Here is a 25,229-nt window from a genome sequence, read left to right on the forward strand (position 1 = left end):
GGGGTGCGACCCGAAGAGCTCGGCGCAAACCGGTCCCCGCCTGCGACTGAACCGCTGGTTCAGCCAGCATCCCCCGCCGGTTTGCGATAGGGGACGAATTCACCAAAAACACAGGTCGGGCCGCGGATGCCGCTCGACCGATCGACTAGATGGAAAAAGTCGCCGCTGCACGTCGACGATCCGAACTGGCGGACGACCATGATGTCGCTGTCGCGGGCGAGGCCGGGGCAACTGTTTTTCAGGTCGTTGCGATACACCAGATTGCCGCCCGACCGGTACAGCAGGATATTGTCCGACACGCGGATCGTGTCGTTGCTGCGGTAATTGGGCAGGCAGCGGATGGGCGCGCCCGGAACCTTGCCGGCCAGCTGTTTGTCGAGCCGCTCGGCCTGCTTCGGGGTCAGCGCCGCGGCCCCCGGTTCGGCAGTGCCCGCGGGGGCGCAACTGGCGAACAGCGGCGCCGCTGCCATCAGCAGCGCGGCGCCCGTCAGGTTCAGCTTCGCCATGACATTGCTCCTTGAGATTGCTGACTATATTGCTGGGACATGAACGCGCGCTGAAGCGGCGGCATCAGACCGCATCCTTCAGTGCACGGATGCGCCCAAGTTCGGCGGCGCTTGGGGCGCGCAAAAAGGGATTGGTCGCGCGCTCCTCGCCGATGCTTGTCGGTACCGTCGCCTCGCCCGCGGCGCGTGCCGCCTCGACCGCGGCGAGCCGCGCCGCGAGCGCCTGATTGTCGGGGTCGACCGTCACCGCAAAGCGCGCGTTCGACAGCGTATATTCGTGCGCGCAATAGACGCGCGTGGCATCGTCGAGCGTGCCAAGTTTCTGCATGTTGGCGAACATCTGTTCGGCGGTCCCTTCGAACAGGCGGCCGCAGCCCATCGCGAACATCGTGTCGCCGACGAAGATCGCGGCGTCATCGGCGAAATGATAGGCGATATGGCCCGCGGTGTGCGCGGGGACGTCCCACACGCTGGCGACATGGTCGCCGAGGCGCACGGTGTCGCCACCCGCGACCTGAACATCCAGCGTCGGGATGCGCGCATATTCGGCGGCGGGGCCGGTAATCGTGCAGCCCCCCCACGCTTTGGCAGCCTCCTTGATCGCCGCATTGCCGCCTGTATGATCGGGGTGCCAGTGCGTGTTCCAGATGTCGGTGATGGTCCAGCCGCGTTCCGCGGCGGCGGCGAGGACGGGATCGGCGACCGCGGGATCGACGACCATCGTCGCTTTGCTCGCGGGGTCATGGACCAGCCAGACATAATTGTCGCTCAGGACCGGGATGCGGACGATGTCGAGTGCGGCCACGATGATCTCCTTTCTCGCCCGTCTGTCGCCCTTATGACGGAGAAGGCGAGCCGGGGCCTTGATGGCACGCTAGCGCGGCTGCGTCACCAGCTGCCGACATTGGGCATCGATGCCCAGGGTTCCTGTGGCGGCAAATGGCCTTCCTGCAACAATTCGACCGAAATGCCGTCGGGCGAGCGGACAAACGCCATATGGCCGTCGCGCGGCGGGCGGTTGATCGTCACCCCGGCGTCCATCAGCCGCTGGCACGTCGCGTAAATATCATCGACGCGGTACGCGAGATGGCCGAAATTGCGGCCGCCCGCATATTGCTCGGGCGCGCTGCCGTCGGCGGGCGGCCAATTATAGGTCAGCTCGACCTCGGCCACGCCATCCTGGCCCGGACAGGCTAGGAAGATCAGCGTAAAGCGCCCTTGCTCGCTGTCGAAACGGCGGGTTTCTTCCAGCCCGATCAGCTGGAAAAAGGCGACGGTCGCGTCGGGATCGGTGACGCGGATCATGGTGTGGAGATATTTGGCCATGAAGCGGTTCTACGCGCGAAGGCTGCGTCCTTCAAACGCTTCGAACAGATTTACGAATTCATCGGGCACCGGCGTCGGCGCGCCCTGCGATTCGGCGACATGGACGCTGACCTCCAGCCCGGTTGCACGCAGATCGTCTTTGCCCGCACCGTGCAGTTCGAACAAAAAAGTCATCGAACTGCGCCCGACGCGCGAGCAGCGCACGCAAATGTCGACCTCCTCGTCGAGCAGGATCGGTACCTTGTAATCGACCTCGGCGCGCGCGACGTGAAATTCGGGGCTCGTGTGGCCGGGCCAGCGGTCATAGACCCCCGCGGCACGCCAATATTCGGTGATCCCGATGTCGAAATATTCGAGGTATCGGCTGTTGAACACCACCGCCTGGGCGTCGATTTCGGCATAGCGGACGCGCTTGACGAGGTGGAAACGAAAGTCGCTGCGGGCCATGATGATCCTTTAATTTGCTGTCGCGAGCCGCGCGACGGTATCGATGAGCAGCGCGATGTCGGTATCGCGCGACAGGCGGTGATCGCCGCCCTTGACCAGCGTGACCTGCACATCCTCGCTGACGAGCGCGGCGGACAGGCGCAGGCTGATGTCGGGCGGCACATCGCCATCCTGCTCGCCGTGCAGCAATCGCACGGGGCAGGCGAGCGGGATAGGTCCGCCGAGCAACCGGTTCGCCTCGCCCGACTGGAAAAAGCCGCGCGTCGTCACATAAGGCTGGTCGCTGTACGGGGTTTCCTCGCGCAGCTCGCCCTCGGCCAGGATGATCGCCTTTTCGGCGTCGCTGAACCCCCAGTCGGTGAAATCGGGTGCCGCGGCGATGCCGACCAGCCCCGCGACGCGGCCGGGCCCGTCACGCTGAACCAGCGCCAGCGCGGTCAGCAGCATCAGCCAGCCGCCCAGCGACGAACCGACGATGACGACCGGTCCGTCGGCCTTCGCGTCGATCAGGTCGAGCACATCGCCGCGCCAGTCGAGCAAATCCTGCTCAGCGAACAGCCCGTCCGACAGTCCGCAACCGGCATAGTCGAGCAGCAGGCAGGCATGGCCCTCGGCCGCCGCCCAGTCGAACAATGCGGTCGCCTTGCCGCCCGCCATGTCGGACATATAGCCGGGCAGGAAGACGATCGTCGGCCCTGCGCCCGGCGTATGGCGATAGGCCAGGCGCGGCCGGCCGGATCGGTCGAGATAGTCGGGACCAGTGTCCACCGGGGTCAGATGACCCAGTCGATCGTGCTCATCTGCATCACGGCCTGCCCCTTTGCGCGCCGCTGCTCGACCATGATATGGTTGAGCCGCTTGATCGTGTCGCTGCCGGTGGTGATGCACCAGCCCGGAACGACGGCATGGACCAGCGCGCACAGACCGCCATAGATCATCGTCACCCCGAATTTCGACGCGACCCCGAAATGCTCGATGTAATTTTCATCGACGGCCTTGGGATGGTCGACGAACAGGCGCTTGAACATGAGGTGGCTCCCTTCCGGCTGCCGCTGCCCTAGCGAGCGATCGATCGGCTCGCAAGGGCAGGGGGCGGTTGGACGCTCAATCGGCAAGGAAGTCGTCGACCGCCTTGGCAAAGGTTTCGGGCTGGTCGAGCATGATGAAGTGGCGGCTGCCAGCCACCATCTGCGCGCTGAATTTCGGCACCCCGACATATTGCGGCTCGAACGCGGCCTTGGCGCGCTCGCCCGTCATCAGGCTGTCGTCCTGTGCATAGAGCAAAGTTACCGGCGCGGTCACCGCGGCCAGTTCGCCGCGCATGTCGGTGGTCATCACGTCGTGCAACACCTGCGCCGTCACCCGCGCATCGGCGGTTCGCATCCAGCCAAGGATCGCGGTGCGCCCGGCGGGCTGGTTGGACATGCCGCCGACCATGCTGACCGGGCCGGGATCGCTCACCGGCGCGGTCGGTGCGGGCTGGCCATGTTGCGCGCGCATCATCGCCGCCATTTGCTCGGCTTGCGGCCGCATGCTCTCCACGCTCGCCGCGGTATTGAACAGGGTGCCGATAAAGGGCAGCGCATCGACGATCATCAGCCGGCCGACCTCGCCCGGCGCGCGCGCCGCGATCATCAATCCGGTCAGCCCGCCCATCGAATGGCCGATGATCGCGGGCGCCGCGCGGCCCCGATCGGTGATGCAATCGTCGATATAATCGGCAACTTCGCGCATTATCGGTTCGAGCACCGGCCCTTCGGCATTGACCCCGGCAGCGTCGCCAAAGCCGCGGATCTGGACGCGGTGCAGCCGATAGCTGGCTTGCAGCCGCTTGGCGGTGGCGTCCCACACCGCGCGCGAAGTCGACAGGCCGGGGATCAGCACGACGTCAGGGCCATCGCCCTCGACCAGCACGGTGATGCGTTTGCCCTCGGCCAGCCCGGCTGGGCAGGGCTCGGCGGCGTCGGCGCGGCTCACGATCAGGCCGACCAACAGAATGAAGAAGGCGGCAAAGGAAGTGCGTCGTTTCATGGCGTTCAATCTCGGTGGAATATTTCTTCGATCGACAGGCCGAACAAGTCGGCGATGCGAAAGGCGAGGGGGAGCGAGGGGTCGTATTTGCCCGTCTCGATGGCGTTGACCGACTGGCGCGATACCTGCAATCGTTCGGCCAGGTCGCCCTGGCTCCAGTCACGCTCGGCGCGCAGGACTTTCAGGCGGTTCTTCATGCACAGTTGCCGATCGTCCCCATCGTAACCTTGTTATAGATCGCGCCGATGCCCAGCCCGGCGAACCAGAAAAATGCGGCCCCGAACCCACCGTTGCCCGGCGGCAAGAGATCGAAATTCTGTAAAAACTCCCAGATCGTCATCACGGTCAGGCAAAACCCCGTCGCAACCAGACATTGGCGGACGAGCAACATGCGGATGAATTCGTCGGGCTCCTCGATCAGAAACCGCATCACCGCCCAGAACACGCCGATGATCGGCAGCGCGGGCGCGATCGCCAGCGCATAGGCAGGGACACCGGCAATGTCGGTATGGCGAAAAATCCGCACCGCGGCGAACAATGCGATCAGATAGACGCTCATCAGCACCGCCATGCGGATCATGTAGCGACGGGTCGCAGGACTTTTGTACATCGCCATGTCAAGGAGCCTCCATAAATTGACAAGGACACTTTACTTGCGGGATATGATAGTGTCAAGGACGCTTTGCATAGTGACAATGTCGCTAGTCAGTTTGCCCTTTCGCCCCTGTCATGGCGCGATGGCCCCAGCGCCAGTTCAGCAGATGCGCCAGCGCCAGGGTGAGCGCGCCGACCGAGGTCAGCAGCCGGTCCGCGATCTCGCGGTCGGCGACGGCAATCCATCCCTCATGTGCCGCCAAGGCCGCCGCAAGCAGACCAAGCCCCGCCGCTGCGGCCGCGGCTGGTACGACCCGTGTATGACGCCGCCATCCGGCCAGCATCGCCGCCACCGCTGCGGGCAGCGCCAGCAACAAGATAGCGGTGTGCATCCATTCCGGCGCAGCGACCCAGCGGCTGAGCGCGGGCGCGAACAGGATCAGCAGCGGCAGCGCCAGGCAATGGACGAGGCACGTCAGCGACAGGCCGATACCCATCAGGTCGGCAAGGCGCGGGCGCGCGGCGGGGATGCACATGATCAGGAAACTTTCGCGGGAGGGGTTGTGCGGCGAGATAGTGATACAATGTATCATTGCAAGTCCGATTGTGAATCCGCCCCTTGCCGCTGGGGGTTCATGCTGGCAAAGGAACCCGGCAATTTTGCCCAGAAAGGCTATAGTTTCGATGTCCCAGATGATCCGCGTCACCCTTCCCGATGGCTCTGCCCGGGACGTCGTACGCGGGACTACCCCGGCGCAGATCGCCGCCGACATCGGACCCGGCCTCGCCAAGGCCGCGCTCGCCGCGAAAATCGACGGCGAGCTGCGCGACATCATGCGCCCGCTGGAGGAAGACACCAACCTGGCGCTGGTGACGAGCCGCGACGAGGCCGATGCGCTTGAGCTGGCGCGCCACGATTATGCGCACGTCCTCGCCGAAGCGGTGCAAAACCTGTTCCCGGGAACGCAGATCACCTTCGGCCCGTCGACCGGCGACGGCTTCTATTACGACTTTGCGCCGACCGCGGAACATGGCCCGTTTCGCGACGAGGAACTGCCGCTGATCGAGGAAGAGATGCGGCGGATTATAGCTGCCGACCTGCCGCTGACGCGCGAAGTGTGGGAGCGCGATCGGCTGATCGCCAAATGGCAGGCCGATGGCGAGACGTTCAAGGCCGAGTGGGCCGCCGAGCTGTCGGCGAACGAGGAACTGACTGTCTATCGCAGCGGTGACGGCTGGATGGATATGTGCCGCGGCCCGCACCTCGCCTCGACGGGCAAGCTCGACCCCGCTGCGTTCAAGCTGACGCGCGTGTCGGGCGCCTATTGGCGCGGCGATCAGAAAAATGCCCAGCTCAGCCGCATCTACGGCACCGGCTGGCTCAACAAGAAGCAGCTCGCCGAACATCTGGTGCGGCTCGAGGAAGCCGCAAAGCGCGACCACCGCAAGCTGGGGCAGGAGATGGACCTGTTCCACCTTCAGTCCGAGGCGCATGGTTCGGTGTTCTGGCACCCCAAGGGCTATATGATCTGGCGCGAGCTCGAGGCCTATATGCGCCGCGCGATCGACGGCGCGGGGTACCGCGAGGTCAAGACGCCGCAGGTGATGGACGCGCGCCAGTGGGAGCAGTCGGGCCATTGGGGCAAATATCGCGAGAATATGTTCGTGATCCCCGACGAGGTGCCGAACGTCGAGGATGAAGGCCCGATCGTGTCGGATGACGCCGAGTGGATGGCGCTCAAGCCGATGAACTGCCCGGCGCATGTGCTGATTTTCCGCCAGGGGATGAAGTCGTACCGCGACCTGCCGCTCCGACTTTATGAAAATGGCTGTTGTCACCGCAACGAACCGCATGGCGCGCTGCACGGGCTGATGCGGGTGCGCCAGTTTACCCAGGACGACGCGCATATTTTCTGCCGCGAAGACCAGATCGTCAGCGAAGTGCAGGCTTTCTGCGCGCTTGCCGACCGCATCTACAAGGAATTCGGCTTCACCTATTCGATCAAGCTCGCGCTCCGCCCCGAAAAGCGGTTCGGGACCGAAGCGATGTGGGACATGGCCGAAACCGAGTTGCGCGCCGCGGTCGCCGCCGCAGGGCTGAACACCCCCGACTATGGCTGGGAAGAACTGCCGGGCGAGGGTGCTTTTTATGCGCCCAAGCTCGAATGGCATCTGACCGACGCGATCGGCCGGACGTGGCAGGTCGGGACCATCCAGTCCGACCGCGTGCTGCCCGATCGCCTCGACGCGTCGTATATTGCCGAGGATGGCGAGCGCCACCGCCCGGTGATGCTGCACCGCGCGATCTTTGGCAGCTACGAACGCTTCATCGGCATTTTGATCGAGCATTTCGCGGGCAAATTGCCGGTGTGGCTGGCGCCGGTGCAGGCGGTGGTCGCGACGATCGTGTCCGACGCCGATGACTATGCGAAGGACGTCACGGCGCAGCTGGCGGCTGTGGGGGTGCGCGTCGAAAGCGACCTGCGCAACGAAAAGATCAACTACAAGGTCCGCGAACACAGCCTCGCCAAGGTTCCGCACCTGCTCGTCGTCGGCAAGCGCGAGGCCGACGAAGGCACGGTCGCGATCCGCACCCTCGGGCAGGAAGGCCAGCGCATCATGCCGCTCGCCGAGGCGATCGCGCTGCTTCAGGGTGAAGCGACGCCCCCCGACCTGCGCCGTTGATCGCCGCGTCCGAACGTCGCCCGCGCCGGTGGCTGCGCTGGCTGTTGCTGCTGGCGCTGCTCGGCGCGGCGCTACTCGCCAAAGGCTATTGGAACGCGACGCGCGATCCGGTGGTCCGCACCGCGACGGTCGCGGTCGCCGACTGGCCGGCGGGGCAGCCGCCGCTGAAATTGCTGTTGCTGTCGGACATCCATGTTGCCGGCCCCGACATGCCGCCCGGACGGCTGACGCGCATTGTCGCGCAGCTCAATCGATTGCGCCCCGACCTGGTCCTGATCGCGGGCGATCTGGTCAGCGAAAAGCGCAGCGCGACGCATATCTACACCGCCGCCGAGGTCGTCGCGCCGCTGGGCAAGCTGCGCGCGCCGTTGGGGGTGGTGGTCGCGCCGGGCAATCACGATCATTGGTTCAAAGCCGACGCGCTGCGCAGCGAACTGGAAAAGCGCGGCCTCCGCGTGCTGCAGAATGAGGCGGTCAAGCTCGGCCCGCTAGTGGTCGGCGGGGTCGATGACGATTATTCGGGGCACGACGATGTTTCGGCGACGCTGGCGGCCATGGACCGTCTCGGCCCCGGCGTCCCGCTGATCCTGTCGCACAGCCCCGACATCGTCCCCGCTGTGCAGCGCCCCGTCGCCGCGATCTTTGCCGGCCACACCCATTGCGGCCAGATCCGCTTCCCCTTCGTCGGCGCGCTCACCTATGTCTCGCGCTACGGCGACCGCTTCGCGTGCGGCGACATGACCGACAAGGGTCAGCGTGTGTTCGTCGGGGCGGGGTTGGGGACCAGCCTGCTGCCCTTGCGTTACAACACCCCGCCCGATGCGTGGCTGGTGACGCTGGGACCACGGGCACCGGCCAAATGACCGACCTGCAAAGCCTGGTCGGCATCGCGCCGCTGACGCTCGCGGGGGCCGCGGCGATGACCTTTGGCGCGGCTTATGTGCGCGGGCTCACCGGGTTCGGCATGGCGATCATCCTCGTGCCCTTGCTCGGCCTGATCATCACCCCCGGCGAGGCGGTGGTGCTAGGTATCCTGCTGCAACTGCTGATCGGGCCGGTCGGGCTGAAGGTCATTGTGGCCGATGCCGACCGGTCGACCGCGGTGCCGATCGCGCTGATCGCGATGGCGACAACCCCGATCGGCATGATCGCGCTCGATCTGGCGACGCCAGACGTGGCGCGGTTGCTGATCACCCTGATCGCGGTCGGCGCCTTCGTCGCGGTGCTGCTGCCCAAACAGCCCGAGGGGCACCGGCCCGGCCGCGCCGCGATCGGCGGCACCGGGATCGCGTCGGGCGTCCTCACCGGCTTTGCCGCGATGCCTGGCCCGCCGGTCGTGCCCTTTTATCTGCGCCGCTCGCTCCCGCCCAGCGTCGCGCGCGCGTCGATGATGCTGATTTTCTTCGCGACCGCGATAGCGGGCACGCTCGCGGCGCTGTGGGTGGGGATCGCCACCTCGCGGTTGCTGATCCTCTCGCTGCTGCTCTTTGCGCCGATGTGGGTCGGCAACCGGATCGGCGGTCGCCACTTCGGCCGCGTCGCGCCGCATGTGTGGCAGGCGATGGTCGCGGTCGTGCTGGGGCTGGCCGCGGTGTCGGCGGTGGTACGGATCCTGAACTGACGGCGGCTTTTTGGCGCAAGGTCCGAAAGAGAGCGGTTCGCACAAAGGCACAAAGGCACAAAGACACGAAGAGATCGTGTTTGTCGCGAAGCGGCTGTCACTTTCCAATGTTGCGACGGGCTGCGCCGGTCACGCCGAAATAGGCCTGTCGGCCCCAGCGTCATCTTCGTGTCTTGGTGTCTTCGTGCGAACTCGCTATTCCCGAGCGGGCTCCTCGCCGCACCCGGTTGATCGACAAACCTACAAACTCCGCAGCGCCTGCGCCGGTTTGGCCGACAGCAGCGGCCAGCTGCCCGCGATGCCGATCAGGAACGACAGGCCAGCGCCGCCGATCAGCGTTACGCCGACGATCAGCGGATCAGGAGCAAAGGTGAAATCGAACAGGCTGACCACGACATAGCGCGCCGCGATCAGGCCCAGCCCGAGCGCCAGCAGCGCCAGCACCGCGGCCAGCACCGCATATTCCATCGCCTGCGCCCCCAAAATCTGGCTCCGCGACGCGCCGAGCAGCTTCAGGATCACGCTGTCATACACTCGCCGCTCGCGGCTGGCGGCGATCGCGCCGATCAGCACCGCGATGCCGGCCAGGATCGCGATGCTCGCCGCCGCGGCGATCGCCTGGCTCATCTGGGTCAGCAGCGTCGTAACCTGCGACACGACATCGCGCACCGCGATCAGCGATGCCGAGGGGAAGGCGCGCGGGATGCTGCGCGCCAATTCGGTTTCTGCTTGCGGATCGACCGCCACCGTCGCGACCATATTGTGCGGCGCCGCGTCAAAGGTGCCGGGCGAGAACACGAGCACATAATTCAGCCCGAAATTGTCCCATTGCACGGTGCGGAAGGACGCGACCTTTGCCTGCACCTCGACCCCCAGCACATTGACCGACAACGTGTCGCCGATCTTGAGGCTGAGCGAGGTGGCAACCTCCTGTTCGACGCTGACCAGCGGCGGTCCCTTGTAATCGGCCGCCCACCAACTGCCGCCGACCAGCTCGCTGCCGCTCGGCGGCACCGCGCTGTACGTCAGCCCGCGGTCGCCGCGCAGCACCCATGCGCCCTCGGGCAATTCGGCGAGCTCGTCGACGCGCTGGCCGCGAAATTCGGTAACGCTGCCGCGCAGCGCCGGGATCATGTTGATCTGCGCGTCGGGTGCGGCCTTGGTCACCATCGACCGGAACTGCCCGGCGCCGTCGCGCGGCACATCGAGCACGAAAAAGCTCGGCGCGCGCTGCGGCACGGTGCGCGAAATTTCGTTGGTGATGCTGGTCTGGATCGCCGCGAGGGTGACGAACAGCGTCAGCCCCAGCCCCAGCGCCACAACCAGCGCGCCGGTCGCGGCGCCCGGGCGGTGCAGATTGGCGAGCGCCAGTCGGAACAGCGGGCGGCGCGGGCGGGGCAGGCGGCTCGCGGTGCGGCGCACCAGCCAGCCGAGCCCGACGAGGATCAGCAGCAGGCCGATCGCCGCGCCGATAAAGCCCAGCGCGAACAACGGCTCGCGCGCGGTGCCGACCGCCAGCGCCACGATGGCGCTGAGCGCCGCCGCCACCGCGATCAACGCGGGACGGTCAATCCGTCCGCCCTTGTCGACGGTGGCGCGATACAATCCCGCTGCCGGGATATGTTTGGTCGCCGCGAGCGGGGGCAACGCAAAGGCGATGGCGATGAGCAGGCCATAGGCGGCGCTGACCGCGAGCGGCAGGGGATAGAGCGCGAAACCGGGGCGAACCGGCAAGACATCGCCCGCGATCGCGCCGATCGCAACCGGCGCCAGCGCGCCGACGATCAGCCCGGCGAGGATCGAAACCGCAGCGACCGCGAGGATCTGCAAACCATAGATGCGCAGCACCGTTGCGCTATCGGCGCCGAGCACTTTCAGCGTCGCGAGGCCGGGGCGCTTGCCCGCCAGATAACTTGCCACGCCATTGCCGACGCCGATCCCCGCAATGACCAGCGCGGCGAGGCCGACGAGCGACAGGAACTGCCCCATGCGTTCGATGAAGCGCCGCGTCCCCGGCGCACCGTTGCTGCTGTCGGTGATGTCCCAGCCCGCTTCGGGGAATTCGGCGGTCAGCGCCTTGCCGATCGCTTGCGCGTTGGCGCTGGCGGGCAGGCGGACGCGATATTTGCTTTCGTACAGGCTGCCCGGCTGGATCAGCTGGGTCGCGGGCAGGTCGGACAGCCCGATGATCGCGACGGGACCGAGGGTGAAACCTTCGCCCAGCCGATCGGGCTCTTCGGCGATGATACCGTCGATCCGGAACGTCGTTTCGCCGAATTTGACGCCGCCGCCGACCTTCAGGTCGAGCCGCGAGGCGAGATCCTGGCCGATCCAGATGCTGCCCGCAGGCGGCGGGCCGCGGCGCGCGCCGCTGTCGAGCCGCATCGTGCCGTAGAGCGGATAGGCGCCGTCGACCGCCTTCAGTTCGGACAGCAAGGCATCGCCGCCCGGCGCATTGGCCATCGCGCGCATCCGCACCGTTGCTGATGGTGTGCCGACGCGGCGGAACCCGGCCATTTCTTCGGCCGTCGCCTGCCGCTGCGGGATGCCGAATTCGATGTCGCCGCCCAGGATCGTCTGCCCGCGCACTTCGAGTTCGGACGTGATGCCGCTGGTCAGGCTGCCGATCGCGGCAAGCGTCGCGACGCCGAGGAACAGGCAGACCGCGAGCAGGCGCAGGCCGCGGATGCGCGTCGCCAAGTCGCGGCGCGCGATCCGCCAGAGGGAGGCTAGGGGGAGCATCAGATCAAGGACTCCCTTATCCCGTTTGTGTCGAGCGCAGTCGAGACACCCGGCAGGCGAGCGCTACGACGAGGCGTGTTTCGACTTCGCTCGACACGAACGGTCTTGGGGGGCGGCATCACGCTGCCCATTCCTCAATCCGCCCGTCGTGCATCACGACAACCCGGTCGCAATGCTCGGCCAGTTCGGGGTCGTGGGTGATGATGAGCAGCGTCGCGCCCAGCGCCGCGCGCCGCGCAAAGATCAGGTCGATGATCGCATGGCCGGTCGTGGTGTCGAGGTTGCCGGTCGGCTCGTCGGCAAAGATGATCGCGGGTTCGCTCGCCATCGCGCGCGCGATCGCAACGCGCTGCTGCTCGCCGCCCGAAAGCTGCGCCGGATAATGGGTCAGGCGATGGCCGAGCCCGACGGCTTCGAGTTCGGCGGCGGCGCGCCCGAACGGATCGGCGATCCCCGCCAGCTCCAGCGGCACTGCGACATTCTCCAGCGCCGTCATCGTCGGCAGCAGGTGGAAGGCCTGAAGCACGATGCCGATGCGGCCGCGCCGCGCGCGCGCCAGCTCGTCCTCGTCCATCGTCGTGAAATCGAGCCCGGCGACGCGGATGCTGCCGCCATTGGCGCGCTCCAGCCCGGCGAGCACCGCCATTAGCGAGCTTTTGCCCGATCCCGACGGCCCCAGCAGCGCGACCGAGGCGCCCGCGGGTACCTCCAGATCGACGCCGCGCAAAATTTCGACGGGGGCCTTGTCGCTGCCGAGCGTCAGCGTCACATTATGAGCGGCGATCGCCACATCGGGCGCCAGGACCGGTTGGGGTCGAGTGTCGGGCAAGGAGAGAGCCTTTTGGAAAAGAGAACGGCCGGATGGCGCGCTTACGCCATATATGGTTGCGCGCTGGCGCTTTGCCAACCGCTCGCCGCGTGCGGATCGGCGGAAAACCCGTCGGCTTCGACCAACGACAAGGTCGCGGTGAAAACCGCCCCCGTGATTCCCGCCGACGCGCCGCTCGTCATCGCATTCGGCGACAGCCTCTATGCGGGGTATCAGCTGGGGCCAAAGGAAGGGCTGTCGCCGCAATTGCAGGCGGCACTGACCGCCGATGGCGTGGTGGCGCGGGTGCAGAACGCCGGGGTGTCGGGCGACACGACCGCGGCGGGGCGCCAGCGGCTGACCTATGTCCTCGACAATGCAAAGGCCAAACCCGCGCTGGTGATCCTCGGGCTCGGCGGCAACGATATGCTGCGCGGTATCGGTCCCGACCAGACCCGTGCCAATCTCGACGCCATGCTGGCCGAGCTGAAAAAGCGTGAGATTCCGGTGCTGCTGACGGGGATGATGGCGGCGCCGAACCTGGGCAGCGATTATGCGAAGAAATTCAACCCGATCTATCCCGAGCTCGCGGGCAAATATGGGGTGAGCTTTTATCCCTTCATCCTCGACAATGTCGTCACCGAAAAAGCGCTGATGCTCGGTGACAATATGCACCCCAATGCGAAAGGGGTGGCGGTGGTCGCGGAAGCGCTGGCGCCGCTGGTGGAGGAGGCGCTGCCCGACGCGGGGTAGCGCGTCGTATTTTCCAGACCCGTTCGCCCTGAGCTTGTCGAAGGGCCCCCTTCTTTTGCTTCGCCGGAAAGACAGAAGAACGGTGCTTCGACAAGCTCAGCACAAACGGCAAAAAAGCTTGTTTGTTAACTCCCGCGCGGCCCAAACAGGATGATCGCCGCGCCGCCCAGGCACACCGCGGCGCCGATCAGATCCCAACGATCGGGCTTGGCGCCCTCGACCGCCCACAGCCACAGCAACGCCGCGGCGATATAGACCCCGCCATAAGCGGCATAGGAGCGTCCGGCATGCTCGGCATCGACCAGCGTGAGCAAATAAGCGAACAGTGCCAGCGACGCCATGCCGGGGGCGAGCCACCACACCGACTTGTCCAGCCGCAGCCACGCCCAAAAGGCGAAGCAGCCGGCGATCTCGGCGAGCGCGGCGGCGATATAGGCAAGAGCGGTCATGCGCCGATCGTGGCGCGGCGCCGCCCGAAAGGGAAGGGCGTTATCCCGCCGCTTGCTCGAACTTCGGTTCGCGGTCGGTCAGCGCGGCATCGACCAGCTCGTCCAGATGCCGGTTCCGCTCTGCCGACATCATTCCGGCGCATTGGTTGACGACGCGGATGGTCTTGCCGTCTTCGCCCACCGGTTCGATCGCAAGCGGGCACCACCAGCCGCTGCCATTCTGGCTGTCGTCGAGAACCTGCCACTCCAGCGTTTGTTCGTAGTTCACCTTGACCTGCGGCTTCAGCGACGACGATCCGGGCAGAATGCCGCGCTCGAAATCGGCCGACAGCAAAATGCGCCGCGCGTCCTCGGCGGGCATCGTATAGGTTTTTTCCGCGACGCCGCCGGCCGAACAACCTCCGAGTGCTGTGCCTGCAATCAGACCGAAAACAAGATTTTTCATCGCCCACCCTCCGTTGGCGACCACCCTAGGTCGGAGGGGTAAAAATCGACTGAACAAGGAGATGGCGGCGGGCGGCGGCCAAAAGAAAAGGGGCGACCCGCGGGCCGCCCCTTCCTGATCTGGCTTGCTGTTCCGAAGGATCAGAACGCGAAGCCGACGCCCGCGACGAAGGTGTCGAAGTCGCCGAAATTCTCGATGAACTGGTGGCGATATTCGGCCTTGGCATACAGGTTCTGGCCCAGCTTGTGCTGATAACCGGCGCCGACATAGGGATCGTCGATGTCGCTGAAGGTGTAGCCACCGGTGACATAGGCCTTGCCGTTCGCGCCAACCTTGGCGCCGACGCGGCCGCCGGCCGAGAACTGGACGTCCGCACCGTCGACGAGCACCTTGTCGCCCGCGACTTCGGCGCCGACAAATGCCGCGCTGCCCAGGTCGAAGTCATAACCGGCGGCGAGGCCAGCCGTCGCTTCGTCGATGCCGTTGCCGGTGATCAGGCCGCCGCGCACTTCGACGCGGCCTTCGCCGCCTTCGGCCGCCATGGCGGGGGTTGCAACGATGGCCGTCAGGAGAGCGGCTGCAACTGCGAATTTTTTCATTTATCGTTCCTTCTACATTTGTGCGGCCACGCCCTTTGGGTCGTGGTCCACGCCGTAAATGGCGTTCGCAGCTGTCGCTTCAATGAACGGAAGTATCTTTATGTGACAATTTTCTTACCTGTGTTATTTTTACCACACGGTATAGAATAGCTATGCAGCCGCGGCGCGCGGAATCGGGCGCTTAACTGCGGATGTGAGGTGAGGCGATTGCGATCCTGCGGGGCCGGATCGGGCGTCGTTTAGCCCAGCGCCGCCTGTTTTTCGTCCGCAATGCGGTCGAGTTCGGCACGGCTCGGCTTGGTCGCGGCGCTCTTCAGCTGCCCGCACGCCGCCATGATGTCGCGCCCGCGCGGGGTGCGCACCGGCGCCGAGATGCCGCTCTTGAAAATCAGGTTGCTGAACGCGCGCACCCGCTCGGGCGACGAACATTCGTAGATCGCGCCCGGCCAGGGGTTGAAGGGAATCAGATTGACCTTCGCGTGCAGGCCATATTCGCGGATCAGCCGGACGAGCTCGCGCGCATCGTCGTCGCTGTCATTCTTGTCCTTCAGCATCACATATTCGAAGGTGATACGCCGCGAATTGCCGGCGCCCGGATAATCGGCGCACGCTTTCAGCAGTTCGTCGATGCCATATTTGCGGTTGAGCGGCACGATCTCGTCGCGGATTTCCTTCGACACCGCATGCAGCGAGACCGCGAGGTTGACGCCGATCTCTTCGCCCGCGCGCGCCATCATCGGCACCACACCGCTCGTCGACAGCGTGATCCGGCGGCGAGACAGCGCCAGCCCGTCGCCGTCCATGACGATCTTCAGCGCGCCTTTGACCTCGTCGAAATTATACAGCGGCTCACCCATACCCATCATCACGATGTTGGTCAGGATGCGGCCGTCGGCGGTGTAGTTGCCGCCTTCCTCGTCGTCGTCGTCATCTTCGGGATCGGGGCCGAAACCCGCCATCGTCCCCTTGGGCCATTCGCCGAGTTCATCGCGCGCCAGCATCACCTGCCCGACGATCTCGCCCGCAGCAAGGTTGCGGACCAGGCGCATCGTGCCCGTGTGGCAGAACCGGCAATTGAGGGTGCAGCCGACCTGGCTCGACACACACAGCGTTCCCCGATCGGCGTCGGGGATGAAGACCATCTCATATTCCTGGCCGTCGGCGGCGGCGAGCAGCCATTTGCGCGTGCCGTCGCTCGACACCTGCGCCTCGCGCACCGTCGGGCGGCCGATGATGAAACGGTCGGTCAGCCAGGGGCGCATCGTCTTGGCGATGTCTGTCATCGCCTCGAAATCGGTGACGCCGCGGTGATACATCCAGTGCCAGATCTGCTTGGCGCGAAGCTTCGCACCTTTCGCATCGAGGCCCGCCTCGACAAGCACGCCGCCGATCGCGTCGCGCGTCAGACCGATCAGGTCGATGCGGTTGCCGCCGCGCAAGGGAACAGTGCCCGTCGTGACGGGGTCGATATGGCCGGGAATCTGCATGATGCGCGCCATATAGGGGGGAAGGGGGAAATGTGCAATTATGCCCAATGCATCTGCGAGGCACGATGCACTAGTACACCGCGTTTGTCGCCGCGCGAATCGCGGCGAACCGCGCTTGAGGCGGCGATGGGGCGCCTGACAGGGCGGCCGCGGTGCCTATGCTGTGATCATGATCATATCCTGTTCAGTCTCGGCGGATTAGCGGCTGAACCACGATTTTCTGGGGAAATTCATGCGGATATTCATCCTGACCGCGGTGCTGGCCGTTGCGACCGCAACAGCGCCCGCTGCGGCCGCCCTATCCGAGGACCGCGGCAGCTGTGTCGAAGGGCAGCAGCCCATCCGGCACTTCAGCAACTGGTCGACCAATAGCGAGGCGATATGCGACTATGGGTTTGTCGAAGCGAACCGCCGTATTGCCGACCTGATCGAAGCATCGAGCGGCGAAGCCGGTGTCGAGTGGCTGCAAAAGGCGCTCGGTGTCCCGAAATTCACCCGGCGCGACGAGTGGGAACCGAATAGTTTTTATGTCGTGAAGGCGGCGCATCAGGTCGCGCTGGTTGGCCGCGACAATTGGGAAATGATCGTCGCGACCTATCAACATCGACGCGAAGGCGATTGGGGACGCAAGGATGATTTCACCGTCGATTTTCTGGGCACCGGGGTTGCGCCGACGATGGAGGCGGCGTTCAAGGGCCGCTGTCTGAGTGAAGCGGAGGTGCTCGATCGCGCCCTTGCCGCCGGTTGGCATTATGTTCCGGGCCGCATCGAGAGCGGGACGGCGGGGCCGATCTTTTGGCCCGGCTCGCTGTCTAAAGTTGATGGCCGTAGTCTCTCGCTCGCGCATCTTTCCCGGACGACGGAATTGCCACCGCGCGAAACGCTCGAAGCCACCTGCGCCTGGATCGTCAAGTTCGAGGAACGGCGCGAAACACGATCCGCAAAGCCCGGGTAGCCAGCCCAAGACCATCAGTGTCGCGGCGCAGCGTTGCTGACGCTTTCCAGAATATTCCCGATTTTAAAGAGGTTACTGGCATGTATCGTTCGATTTTTCTGACCAGTCTGTCAATCGCTGTCCTGGCCCCCCAGACGGCATCCGCGGCTGCGGGTCAGAAGATCTGCACCCGCCACTCGACGATCATATTGGAGCCGGGCGAAAAGGCCGAGGTCAACGGCGCCGGGTCGAGCGGGGTGGAATTGCTGATTTCAGGACCGGCGGGGCAGTGGATTTTTGCCGACTATAACGGTTTGTCGGCGCCCGGTGCGGGCGATGTGCAGGTCGCATCGACCAGGGCGCAGGCGATCGTTCGCCGCGGCCATTTGCCGCAAATCTATGTCGTCTATTCCAAGGCGTCGCGGCTGATCGAGGGCAAGCAGCTCACCGCCTTCATCAGCGGCCTCTATCTCGACCGGCAACCGTTGGCCAAGCCGCGGATCAAAGGTAATGACGCCGACAAGGCGGTGTGGAGCCGCGTCCTGCTGGGCCAGACAAGTGCCTGCGACCTGCGCTGGGCGCCGGGGCAGGGATTGCTGAAATAAGCGGGCGCTGCGCTGCAACGCCCGCGATCTATGGTTATCCGGCCATGCTGGCATCCGCGGGCTATTTGCGGATCGACGTCACCTGAATCCGCTGAGCGCGCGTCACGTCGGCGATCGCCTGCTCGGCCTGCGCCGAGGCAAGCTGGCGTGTGTCGGCGCGGCATTGCCGGACGTCGTTCTTGCCTTTCAGATCGAAATCCGGCGCGGTGCCGCACACCTCGACGACGGCGCGCCAGATGCGGCGGTCGAGGCTTTTGGCGCCCGCTTCGGTCCTGAGGTCGAGGTCGCGGTGCTGGACCGCGACGCTGTGCGTTGCGGGCGCCGATTGGGCGAGGGCGGGCTGGCTAACCGGGGCGGCGGCCAGCGCGGCGAGGATCAGAAGCTTTTTCATCTTGTGTCTCCATCGACCGGCGGTTGGGGAGGGGAGGAAGCCGGTATCCGACAGATAAGCGATCGGTCGGCGCGGCAGGAGCAACGATGTTGTCCGACCATTCTGCAAAATTGCAGAATGCCGCGAAGGCGCTTATGACGCACAAGGCGGCATGTATGATTGGAACGACCTCAAAGCCTTTTTGGCAGTCGCCGAAACGGGCAGCACCCTGTCCGCCGCGCAGGCGCTGCGCGTCAGCCAGACGACCGTCGCGCGGCGCATCGCCGCGCTGGAGGCGGCCACTGGGCTCAACCTGTTCGAACGGCGGCAGGCGGGATATGCGCTGACCCCGGTCGGCGACGCGATGCTGGCGAGCGCCGCCGCGGTGCGCGATGCCGCCGACCGCTTTGACGCGGCGGCGGCGGCGCGGTCGCGCGATTCCGGCGGCACCGTCAGCCTGACGGTGATGGAAATTTTTGCGGTGACGATATTGCCGCCGATCCTGCGCGACCTGCGGGCCGTCCACCCCGGTATCCACATCCATTTGGACACGTCGGACGAGCACCGCGATCTCGAGAGCGGCGCCGCGGACATCGCGATCCGCAGCAGCAAGCAACCGACCGGCGCCGGGCTGGTCGGGCGGCGCATCGCCGACAACCCGTGGACCGTCTATTGCAGCCGCGATTATGCCGACCGTCACGGCATTCCGCACAGCCGCGAACAACTGGCCGCGCATCCGTTCATCGGCGGCGGCGGCGGGGTGTGGGAACCCTATCAGGCGTGGCTGCGGCAATATGGGCTCGAGGAGTCGGTGGTGATGAAATATGACACCGGCACCGGCCTGCTCGCCGGGGTGCGATCGGGTATGGGCCTGACCATCCTGCCCGGCTTTATCGCCGACCGCGAACCCGATCTGATCCGCTGTATCCCGCCCAAGAAGGAGGATACGACGGGGCTGTGGCTGCTGACCCACGAGCGATTGCGCCATGTGCCGCGGGTGCGGCTGGTGCTCGATTTTCTGGCGGTCGAGCTGACAAAGCTCGCGCGCCAAGCCTGAGTATTACCGGAGCCGCGCGCAACCCAGCGCCGCGGCGTCGATCGCGGTGGCGGCACCGCGCAGGCGATAGGTGTCGGCGATCGCGCCACCCGACGCCGTGCTGCTCGTAACGCTCATGCTGGGCGCCGATCGCATCGCGGCGACGATCGCGGCGTCCATCCGCGCGTCGCTGGCCCAGCCATGCACACCGTTGCCGGTCAGGATGAAACGGCGGCTGCCGATAGTGAGGCGGAGGTCGCGTTCCGGCGCGCGCGCTTTCGACAGTCGGATATAGAATTGGCCGCGGATCCGCGATTTCGGCCAGTAACCGACGCTGGCATAAGCCTTGACCTGCGGCGTCCCGATCGTCGCTGAGGGGGCGGCGAGCGCGTAGCAGCGCGGCGTGGCGGAATCGCGGAACGCACCCCAGCCGTCGAAAATGCCAAGCGCGGTCGGGGCGGCGGCAACCGCCGCGGCGGGCAGCGCCGCCCATGTCGTGAAAAGGAAGGCCCAGCGCCGCATCGCGCCTTCGTTCGCGCGATTGGGGATGCTTTGCAAGCATGGCTTGCACGTGCCGACGTGTGCGTTAAGGAAGGTGGGCATTTTCAGGGGCCGGGAATCGGGGTGACGAATCGCCTCCGATGGCGGTCCTTTCAGGGACTTCTCCCGCGGAACACAGGGATGGCGGATTAGAATGAAAGCGACGATCGAACGCGCAGTGTTGTTGAAGAGTCTTGGCCATGTCCAGTCGGTGGTCGAGCGGCGCAATACCATTCCCATCCTGTCGAACGTCCTGATCGAAGCTGACGCGTCGGGGCAGCTGAAGCTGATGGCGACCGACCTCGACTTGCAGGTCGTCGAAACGATCGCCGCCAAGGTCGAAACCGCCGGGACGACCACCGTGTCGGCGCACACCTTGTTTGAAATCGCGCGCAAACTGCCCGAGGGCGCCGAGGTCAGCTTGGCCGCCGCCGAGGGCAAGATGCAGGTCAAGGCCGGCCGCTCGAACTTCAACCTGCCGACGCTGCCGCGCGACGATTTCCCGGTGATCGCCGAAGGCGATCTGCCGACCAATTTCGAGCTGCCCGTCGCCGAACTGATCCAGATCATCGACAAGACGCGCTTTGCGATCTCGACCGAGGAAACGCGCTATTACCTCAACGGCATTTTCCTGCACGTCGCCGAAGACGCGTCGGGTCCGGTGCTCAAGGCCGCGGCGACCGACGGTCACCGCCTCGCGCGCTACACCGTCACGCGTCCCGAGGGTGCGTCTTCGATGCCCGACGTCATCGTGCCGCGCAAATGCGTCACCGAAATCCGCAAGCTGCTCGACGAAGCTGAGGGCAATGTCGAAATCAGCCTGTCGGCGAGCAAGATCCGCTTCCAGCTAGGCAATGCGATCCTGACCTCGAAGCTGATCGACGGTACCTTCCCCGATTACAGCCGCGTCATCCCGACCGCGAACGACAAGCTGCTCAAGGTCGATCCGAAAAGCCTGTATCAGGGTGTCGACCGCGTTTCGACGATCGCCAGCGAAAAGACCCGCGCGGTCAAGGTCGGGCTCGACAAGGATCGCATCACGCTGTCGGTGACCAGCCCCGAAAATGGCACCGCGGCCGAAGAAATCGCGGCGGGCTATGACAGCGACGCGATGGAAATCGGCTTCAACGCCCGCTACCTCAGCGACATCCTGGGTCAGGTCGATGGCGACACGGTCGAACTGCACCTCGCCGATGCCAACGCCCCGACGCTGATCCGCGAAAGCGAAAAGAGCCCGGCGCTGTATGTGCTAATGCCGATGCGCGTCTGACCCAATTTCCTTCTCCCTTGATGGGGAGAAGGATACGGAGCCTTAACGCAGAGCGATTAGGCGGAGTTGGATGAGGGTGACGGCGCGTCCTTTCGTCGTCATGTCAGGCCGAAAGCACACCCCCACCGCTGCGACTAGGAAGCAAGCTTCCAAGTCTCGCTGCCTCCCCCATCCAAGGGGGAGGGAATTTTTATCCCGCTTTCGCGACCCGCCAGATCACCCCGCCGGTGTCGTCGGCGACCAGTGCGCTGCCATCCTTCGCGACCTTCACATCGGCCGGGCGGCCGCGGGTGGTTTCTCCATCCTTGCCCAGGAACTGGTCGAGCAGGGTGACGGGCAGCGCGTCGACCGGTTTGCCGTTCGCGCCGAACTTCACGAACACGACGCTGTAACCCGCCACCGGTTCGCGGTTCCACGACCCGTGCAGCGCGATCAGCGCGCCGTTTGCCCAGCGGTCGCCAAGGTCGAGACCCTGGGTAAAGGTCATCCCCAGCGGCGCGGTGTGCGCGCCCAGTCCATATTCGGGACGCTTCACATATTGGCGGCGATCCTCGGCTTCGGGCTCGACGCGCGGGTCGACGAAACCGCCCCAATAATACCAGGGCCAGCCATAAAAATCGCCTTCGGTCACGTCGGTCAGATAGTCGGGGACCAGATCGCTGCCCAGCATGTCGCGTTCATTGACCACGGTCCACAGCCGCTCGCTGCCCGGATAGAAGCCCAGCCCGACCGGGTTGCGGATGCCCGCGGCAAAGGTGCGGATATATTTCTGTGCTGGCCGCACTTCGAGCACGCTGGCGCGGCGGAACTCGCGGTTCATGCCCTTTTCGCCGATATTGCTGTCGGCACCGACGCCGATGTAGAGCCAGCCGTTGGGCGCGGCGACAAGGCTTTTGGTCCAGTGGCGATTGGTCCCCTTGGCGGGCAGGTCGACGATCTTTTCGCCCTTACCGCTCATCATCGTCTCGCCCGCGATATAGGGAAAGGCGAGCAGCGCGTCGGTGTTGGCGACGTACAGCGTGTCACCGACCAGCGCCATGCCATAAGGCGAGTTCAGCCCGGTGAGATAGGCGGTCTTGACCTCGGCCCGTCCGTCGCCATCGGCATCGCGGAGCAGGGCGATGCGGTTGGCCGACGGGCGGCGACCGGTGCCGCCCTTGGTCATCAGATTGCTCATCACCTTGCCCTCGATCCCCGAGGTATCGCGCGGCGGGCTCTGCGATTCGGCGACCAGCACGTCGCCATTGGGCAGCACGAGCATGGTGCGCGGATGGTCGAGCCCCTCGGCAAAGCGCTGGACCGCCAACCCCTGCGCGGCGCGCGGCGCCTGTCCCGCGGGCCAGCTTGTCGCTTCAGGCACATTGATGGTCGGGAAGGTTTCGGTCTTCTGCGACGCCATCACCGGCACCCGGCCGCTGAGTTCGGCGGTCGAGAAGCGGGCGACGTCGGGCCGCGACATGACGTAAAGCGTTACGGCGCCGACGACGATCAGCAGCAGCAGGGCGAGGGCGACATATTTCAGGATCTTGCGCATCGCTCTTACCTACACGGACGAAGCGCGGCGGCAAAGAGGCGAAACGCGAGCGGGACGGAGCAGCAAAGGGTTAACCGCAGGCGCGCCCTAATTAACCTTACCCGGATCTTCATCACGGTTGGGAACGGCACGGTGAGGCGCGCGCTTTAGGAGAACGGCTCCAAGGCAACGGACGGGGACTCCATGCATCTGCCTGCACCATTTCTGACCGATCGCGCTGCGGTCGACGATGCCCATGCGCTGATCCGCGTGCATGGCGAAGAAGCGGGTTTCGCCGCCGCCGCGCGCGCCGAGCAATATCGCGTGCTCGGCAATCATGTCCATTTTGCCCGCTGGCGCCAGATCGAACGGCTGATCACCTATCTGGCGGTCGAGGATATTCTCGACACGGTGCACTGACTTTTGATGTTCCTCCCCCTTGATGGGGGAGGCAGCGAGACTTGCCAGCTTGCTGGCTTAGTCGCAGCGGAGGGGGTGCGCTCGCGGCCTAAAGCGGTGGTGCAAGGACGCACCATCACCCCCATCCAACTTCGCCTAATCGCAAAGCGATAAGGCTCCGTATCCTTCCCCCATCAAGGGGGAAGGGATCAGAGCCGCAACCCAGCCGTCTCCGGCAAGCCCGCCATGATGTTGAGATTCTGGACGCACGCGCCGCTGGCGCCCTTGCCCAGATTGTCGAGCCGCGCAATCAGGCGCGCCTGGCTGGCGTCGGCATTGGCGAACACGAACAATTCGATCCGGTCATCGCCCGCGCCCGATGCGCGGAGCAGCATTTCGCCGTCGGTCGGCGCTTCGCCCATCACGACGATCGGGCTGGCGGCATAAAAATCGGTAAGCGCGGCGCGCAGCGCATCGGGCGAGCCCGCATTCGGCATCGCCGCCAGCGGCAGCTGGACATCGACCACCATCCCGCGATGCGCGGGGATGACTGACGGTGAAAACAGCGGCGCGACCGACAGGCCGCAGCGCGCCTGCATTTCGGGTACATGCTTGTGGCCAAGGCCGAGCGCATAGCCGCGCCAGGCGATGTCGTGGTCCTGCTCGAACCGCTCGATCAGCGCCTTGCCGCCGCCCGAATAACCGCTCACCGCGTTGCAGGCATAGGGCCAGTCGGCGGGGAGCAGGCCTGCCTGAACGAGCGGCGCGACGAGCGCGATAAAGCCCGTCGAATAGCAGCCGGGGTTCGACACGCGCGCGGCGCCGGCGACTGCGTCATGCCCGCTCACCTCGGGAAAGCCATAGACCCAGCCGGGTGCGACGCGGTGCGCGGTCGACGCATCGATCACGCGGGTGCGGTCATTGTCGATCATCGCCACCGCCTCGCGCGCCGCATTGTCGGGCAGGCAGAGGATGACGAAATCGGCCTCGTTCAGCGCCTCGCGCCGCGCACTCGCGTCCTTGCGGCGCGCGTCGCCCAGCGTCATCAGCGAAAACTCGCTGCGCCCCGCCAGCCGCTCGGCAATTTCCAGGCCCGTCGTTCCCGCCGCGCCGTCGATGAAGACCGTCTTTGTCATGGTTTATCGCAGTCGTTTATATCCGCTGACCGGCGGATTATGATCCTTGGCCGCCGAACGCGCGATGACGTCGGCGAGCGGCTCTGTCTTCACCGCCATCCATCGTCGGCTGGCGTGGATGATATTGCGCTCGTCGGCCATGATCCCGACATGGCCGGGAAAGAACACCAGGTCGCCGCGTGCGAGCGCCGCCGGATCGACATCCTTGTCCGTGCCGAGCGAGGCGAGTTGCAGATCGCTGTCGCGCGGCAGCTGGACCCCCGCGGCGGCCCAGCTCAGCTGGACCAGCCCCGAACAATCGATGCCCTTCGACGTGCGCCCGCCCCACAGATAGGGAGTGCCGATCAGTTCCTCGGCGCGTCCGGCGGGGTCGGCATCTTCGCCGCCGACCTCGACCAGCGCCGCGAGCGGCAGATAGCCGTGCGCGGTGACCAGCCACTCGCCCTCGACCTCGCCCATCACCAGCGCGCCGCGCGGCAGGACGGCGGGACCGCCGCTCGCCGCGTCGGGGGCGCTGTGTAGGATCGCCTCGATCATCTCGACGCGGTGCGTCGGCGCAATCGGCGCGGCCAGCGCGTCGGCGGACAGATAGCCGACATAATGGTCGGCGAGGCAATAACCCCAGGCCCAACCGCCGGTAAGGTCGAGCAGGGCAAAGCCTTCGCCGAACAGCAATTCGCTCGTCTGGTCGGCGTCCAGCGACGGCGATCCGCGCAGCACTGCGGCGGGCAGCACCCCGCTGCGCATCATCGGCGCGGCATAATGCGGCGCGAAATGCTGGCCGGCGACCGCGATGTCGGCGAGGTCGGGACGGATCGCGACGATGCGCGGGTCATAGGCCTGCGACGTGCCGGTCAGGCCAAAGCGGTCGCGGCCCGCGCCCGCAGCGCCGGGGCGTCCCATGCGAACGCGATGTGCCGCTGAATTATCGCC

30 protein-coding genes are annotated in these 25,229 nt (G+C 65.6%); 9 read left to right on the top strand and 21 right to left on the bottom strand.

The window, feature by feature from the left end; all coding sequences use genetic code 11:
• Nucleotides 1-59 precede the first annotated feature (59 nt).
• The 10 genes from ACTIFP_RS09715 to ACTIFP_RS09760 form a co-directional block, all read right to left on the bottom strand.
• Nucleotides 60-506 (bottom strand): hypothetical protein, encoded by a 447-nt coding sequence (locus ACTIFP_RS09715; RefSeq protein ID WP_439568512.1) that lies wholly within the window; start codon nucleotides 504-506, stop codon nucleotides 60-62.
• A gap of 64 nt (nucleotides 507-570) precedes the next feature.
• Complete coding sequence (gene gloB, locus ACTIFP_RS09720; RefSeq protein ID WP_439568513.1) at nucleotides 571-1,311, bottom strand: hydroxyacylglutathione hydrolase; 741 nt, start codon at nucleotides 1,309-1,311, stop codon at nucleotides 571-573.
• Between the two features lie 83 nt (nucleotides 1,312-1,394).
• Nucleotides 1,395-1,832, bottom strand: a complete 438-nt coding sequence (locus ACTIFP_RS09725) for a VOC family protein (RefSeq protein WP_439568514.1) — start codon at nucleotides 1,830-1,832, stop codon at nucleotides 1,395-1,397.
• A 9-nt stretch (nucleotides 1,833-1,841) separates the two neighbouring features.
• Nucleotides 1,842-2,279: an acyl-CoA thioesterase gene (locus tag ACTIFP_RS09730; RefSeq protein WP_439568515.1), complete on the bottom strand. Its 438-nt coding sequence runs from the start codon at nucleotides 2,277-2,279 to the stop codon at nucleotides 1,842-1,844.
• A 9-nt stretch (nucleotides 2,280-2,288) separates the two neighbouring features.
• Nucleotides 2,289-3,056 carry an alpha/beta fold hydrolase gene (locus tag ACTIFP_RS09735; RefSeq protein WP_439568572.1) on the bottom strand — a complete coding sequence of 256 codons (768 nt, stop codon included), beginning with the start codon at nucleotides 3,054-3,056 and terminating at the stop codon, nucleotides 2,289-2,291.
• On the bottom strand, nucleotides 3,053-3,307 hold the full coding sequence (locus tag ACTIFP_RS09740) for a DUF6356 family protein (protein WP_439568516.1): 255 nt from the start codon (nucleotides 3,305-3,307) through the stop codon (nucleotides 3,053-3,055). Before ACTIFP_RS09740 ends, ACTIFP_RS09735 begins: the two co-directional genes overlap by 4 nt.
• 76 nt (nucleotides 3,308-3,383) lie before the next feature.
• Complete coding sequence (locus tag ACTIFP_RS09745) at nucleotides 3,384-4,310, bottom strand: alpha/beta fold hydrolase (protein ID WP_439568517.1); 927 nt, start codon at nucleotides 4,308-4,310, stop codon at nucleotides 3,384-3,386.
• A 5-nt stretch (nucleotides 4,311-4,315) separates the two neighbouring features.
• On the bottom strand, nucleotides 4,316-4,507 hold the full coding sequence (locus ACTIFP_RS09750; protein WP_439568518.1) for a helix-turn-helix transcriptional regulator: 192 nt from the start codon (nucleotides 4,505-4,507) through the stop codon (nucleotides 4,316-4,318).
• Entirely contained in the window at nucleotides 4,504-4,920 is a 417-nt protein-coding gene (locus ACTIFP_RS09755; protein ID WP_439568519.1) for a hypothetical protein, read from the bottom strand. The genes ACTIFP_RS09750 and ACTIFP_RS09755 overlap by 4 nt, the downstream gene beginning before the upstream one ends.
• Nucleotides 4,921-5,011: 91 nt before the next feature.
• Nucleotides 5,012-5,440, bottom strand: coding sequence for a MerC domain-containing protein (locus ACTIFP_RS09760; RefSeq protein ID WP_439568520.1), 429 nt, complete (start codon nucleotides 5,438-5,440; stop codon nucleotides 5,012-5,014).
• A 148-nt stretch (nucleotides 5,441-5,588) separates the two neighbouring features.
• Here ACTIFP_RS09760 and thrS point away from each other — a divergent pair, with 148 nt between their 5' ends.
• Genes thrS through ACTIFP_RS09775 form a run of 3 tightly spaced genes read left to right on the top strand, consistent with a single transcriptional unit; the run spans nucleotide 5,589 to nucleotide 9,210 of the window.
• Nucleotides 5,589-7,589: a threonine--tRNA ligase gene (thrS, locus tag ACTIFP_RS09765; RefSeq protein ID WP_439568521.1), complete on the top strand. Its 2,001-nt coding sequence runs from the start codon at nucleotides 5,589-5,591 to the stop codon at nucleotides 7,587-7,589.
• Nucleotides 7,586-8,452: a metallophosphoesterase gene (locus tag ACTIFP_RS09770; protein ID WP_439568522.1), complete on the top strand. Its 867-nt coding sequence runs from the start codon at nucleotides 7,586-7,588 to the stop codon at nucleotides 8,450-8,452. Before thrS ends, ACTIFP_RS09770 begins: the two co-directional genes overlap by 4 nt.
• Complete coding sequence (locus tag ACTIFP_RS09775) at nucleotides 8,449-9,210, top strand: TSUP family transporter (protein ID WP_439568523.1); 762 nt, start codon at nucleotides 8,449-8,451, stop codon at nucleotides 9,208-9,210. Before ACTIFP_RS09770 ends, ACTIFP_RS09775 begins: the two co-directional genes overlap by 4 nt.
• Nucleotides 9,211-9,450: 240 nt before the next feature.
• On the opposite strand, the gene ACTIFP_RS09780 is transcribed toward ACTIFP_RS09775, so the two are convergent.
• Both ACTIFP_RS09780 and ACTIFP_RS09785 read right to left on the bottom strand, forming a co-directional pair.
• Entirely contained in the window at nucleotides 9,451-11,952 is a 2,502-nt protein-coding gene (locus ACTIFP_RS09780; RefSeq protein ID WP_439568524.1) for an ABC transporter permease, read from the bottom strand.
• A gap of 118 nt (nucleotides 11,953-12,070) precedes the next feature.
• A complete protein-coding gene (locus ACTIFP_RS09785) occupies nucleotides 12,071-12,742 on the bottom strand; it encodes an ABC transporter ATP-binding protein (RefSeq protein WP_439568525.1) in 672 nt (223 codons plus the stop codon).
• 51 nt (nucleotides 12,743-12,793) lie between these two features.
• Here ACTIFP_RS09785 and ACTIFP_RS09790 point away from each other — a divergent pair, with 51 nt between their 5' ends.
• Nucleotides 12,794-13,513, top strand: a complete 720-nt coding sequence (locus tag ACTIFP_RS09790) for an arylesterase (RefSeq protein WP_439568526.1) — start codon at nucleotides 12,794-12,796, stop codon at nucleotides 13,511-13,513.
• A 125-nt stretch (nucleotides 13,514-13,638) separates the two neighbouring features.
• Here the strand turns inward: ACTIFP_RS09790 and ACTIFP_RS09795 are convergent, their stop codons facing one another.
• From ACTIFP_RS09795 to rlmN, 4 genes are all read right to left on the bottom strand, one after another.
• Nucleotides 13,639-13,962: a YnfA family protein gene (locus ACTIFP_RS09795; RefSeq protein WP_439568527.1), complete on the bottom strand. Its 324-nt coding sequence runs from the start codon at nucleotides 13,960-13,962 to the stop codon at nucleotides 13,639-13,641.
• A gap of 40 nt (nucleotides 13,963-14,002) precedes the next feature.
• A complete protein-coding gene (locus ACTIFP_RS09800; protein WP_439568528.1) occupies nucleotides 14,003-14,407 on the bottom strand; it encodes a hypothetical protein in 405 nt (134 codons plus the stop codon).
• 140 nt (nucleotides 14,408-14,547) lie between these two features.
• Entirely contained in the window at nucleotides 14,548-15,006 is a 459-nt protein-coding gene (locus tag ACTIFP_RS09805) for an outer membrane protein (protein WP_439568529.1), read from the bottom strand.
• A 239-nt stretch (nucleotides 15,007-15,245) separates the two neighbouring features.
• Entirely contained in the window at nucleotides 15,246-16,493 is a 1,248-nt protein-coding gene (rlmN, locus tag ACTIFP_RS09810) for a 23S rRNA (adenine(2503)-C(2))-methyltransferase RlmN (RefSeq protein ID WP_439568573.1), read from the bottom strand.
• A 232-nt stretch (nucleotides 16,494-16,725) separates the two neighbouring features.
• Between rlmN and ACTIFP_RS09815 the strand changes: the two genes are divergently transcribed.
• Entirely contained in the window at nucleotides 16,726-17,448 is a 723-nt protein-coding gene (locus tag ACTIFP_RS09815; protein WP_439568530.1) for a hypothetical protein, read from the top strand.
• 80 nt (nucleotides 17,449-17,528) lie between these two features.
• Nucleotides 17,529-18,032: a hypothetical protein gene (locus tag ACTIFP_RS09820; RefSeq protein ID WP_439568531.1), complete on the top strand. Its 504-nt coding sequence runs from the start codon at nucleotides 17,529-17,531 to the stop codon at nucleotides 18,030-18,032.
• A gap of 61 nt (nucleotides 18,033-18,093) precedes the next feature.
• Here ACTIFP_RS09820 and ACTIFP_RS09825 read toward each other — a convergent pair whose 3' ends face one another.
• Nucleotides 18,094-18,423 (bottom strand): UrcA family protein, encoded by a 330-nt coding sequence (locus ACTIFP_RS09825; protein ID WP_439568532.1) that lies wholly within the window; start codon nucleotides 18,421-18,423, stop codon nucleotides 18,094-18,096.
• Nucleotides 18,424-18,574: 151 nt separating this feature from the next.
• Between ACTIFP_RS09825 and ACTIFP_RS09830 the strand changes: the two genes are divergently transcribed.
• Nucleotides 18,575-19,459: a LysR family transcriptional regulator gene (locus tag ACTIFP_RS09830; protein WP_439568533.1), complete on the top strand. Its 885-nt coding sequence runs from the start codon at nucleotides 18,575-18,577 to the stop codon at nucleotides 19,457-19,459.
• 3 nt (nucleotides 19,460-19,462) lie between these two features.
• Here the strand turns inward: ACTIFP_RS09830 and ACTIFP_RS09835 are convergent, their stop codons facing one another.
• Entirely contained in the window at nucleotides 19,463-19,960 is a 498-nt protein-coding gene (locus ACTIFP_RS09835) for a hypothetical protein (protein WP_439568534.1), read from the bottom strand.
• Between the two features lie 172 nt (nucleotides 19,961-20,132).
• On the opposite strand from ACTIFP_RS09835, the gene dnaN reads away from it, so the two are divergent.
• Complete coding sequence (gene dnaN / locus ACTIFP_RS09840) at nucleotides 20,133-21,248, top strand: DNA polymerase III subunit beta (protein WP_439568535.1); 1,116 nt, start codon at nucleotides 20,133-20,135, stop codon at nucleotides 21,246-21,248.
• Nucleotides 21,249-21,438: 190 nt separating this feature from the next.
• Here the strand turns inward: dnaN and ACTIFP_RS09845 are convergent, their stop codons facing one another.
• A complete protein-coding gene (locus ACTIFP_RS09845; protein WP_439568536.1) occupies nucleotides 21,439-22,782 on the bottom strand; it encodes a PQQ-dependent sugar dehydrogenase in 1,344 nt (447 codons plus the stop codon).
• 183 nt (nucleotides 22,783-22,965) lie between these two features.
• Between ACTIFP_RS09845 and ACTIFP_RS09850 the strand changes: the two genes are divergently transcribed.
• Entirely contained in the window at nucleotides 22,966-23,181 is a 216-nt protein-coding gene (locus ACTIFP_RS09850; RefSeq protein WP_137752434.1) for a hypothetical protein, read from the top strand.
• Between the two features lie 188 nt (nucleotides 23,182-23,369).
• Here the strand turns inward: ACTIFP_RS09850 and argC are convergent, their stop codons facing one another.
• Nucleotides 23,370-24,296: an N-acetyl-gamma-glutamyl-phosphate reductase gene (gene argC / locus ACTIFP_RS09855; RefSeq protein ID WP_439568537.1), complete on the bottom strand. Its 927-nt coding sequence runs from the start codon at nucleotides 24,294-24,296 to the stop codon at nucleotides 23,370-23,372.
• A gap of 3 nt (nucleotides 24,297-24,299) precedes the next feature.
• Nucleotides 24,300-25,199 (bottom strand): C40 family peptidase, encoded by a 900-nt coding sequence (locus tag ACTIFP_RS09860; protein ID WP_439568538.1) that lies wholly within the window; start codon nucleotides 25,197-25,199, stop codon nucleotides 24,300-24,302.
• Between the last annotated feature and the right edge of the window lie 30 nt (nucleotides 25,200-25,229).

This window comes from Sphingopyxis sp., assembly GCF_051861155.1.
Classification (GTDB): domain Bacteria; phylum Pseudomonadota; class Alphaproteobacteria; order Sphingomonadales; family Sphingomonadaceae; genus Sphingopyxis.